Annotated in this window: 2 protein-coding genes; both read right to left on the reverse strand. The window is 64.1% G+C overall.

Annotation, left to right across the window (positions count from 1 at the left end; translation table 11 throughout):
- Positions 1-275: 5-deoxy-glucuronate isomerase (locus tag IGS61_RS27735; RefSeq protein ID WP_230542505.1), on the reverse strand; the 275-nt coding region annotated here is incomplete at its 3' end.
- On the reverse strand, positions 272-835 hold a 564-nt coding region (locus IGS61_RS27740; protein ID WP_230542506.1), incomplete at its 5' end, for a TIM barrel protein. The genes IGS61_RS27735 and IGS61_RS27740, both read right to left, overlap by 4 nt.

Below are 835 nucleotides of genomic sequence, written 5' to 3' on the forward strand. Positions count from 1 at the left end.
TGTGTTTCCAGCGGCACATACACGGCATAGGGCGAGACGTCTTCAAAAACGCTGGCGCGCTTGCCGATGCCTTCCCAGCTCTGCTCGCCCGCCTGCACGGTGACCGTGCCCGTCAGCACGACGACGCACAGCTCGCGGCTGCCCGTCTCCAGGCTGATGTGTTCGCCGGCCTGCAACCTGTGCGCGGCAAAGCCCACGTGCGCCCAGCCGGCCGATGCCGGTGTCACCTCGACGATGGTCTGTCCCTGCCCCGCTTTCACCAGCAGCGGGCTCATGCCGCCTCCCGGCCCAGGCGCGGAATCGCGTCGACCAATTGCGCCAGGTAATCGTGGCCCATCTTCGCGTATTGGTAGCTGGGCGCCACGGCAGGGTCTTGCTCCGCTTCCACCACCAGCCAGCCTTCATAGCCGTGCAGATACAAGCGCGTCAGGATGGCCGGGAAGTCGATGCAGCCGTCGCCGGGCACGCTGAAGGCGCCATTGATCACGGCCTGCAGGAAACTCCAGTGGCCATTTCTCGCCAGTTTCACCACATTGGGGCGCACGTCCTTGCAATGCACGTGGCAAATGCGATCGATATGCTTATTTAACACCGCCAGCGCGTCGCCGCCGGCAAAGGTGATATGACCCGTATCAAACAACAAGCCGACTTCCGGCCCCGTCAAGGCCATCAGTTGATCCACGTCAGCGGGCGTTTCCACGTAGGCGCCCATGTGATGGTGGTAGGCAAGCCGCACGCCGCGCGCCAGCAGGTGGGCGGCAAAGGCCGTGAGTTTATCGGCGTAGTCCTGCCACTGCTGCTGCGTCTGGAAGCGGGGGCGTTTGTACAGCGGACG

This window comes from Janthinobacterium sp. FW305-129 (genome assembly GCF_020858115.1).
Taxonomy (GTDB): domain Bacteria; phylum Pseudomonadota; class Gammaproteobacteria; order Burkholderiales; family Burkholderiaceae_D; genus Janthinobacterium.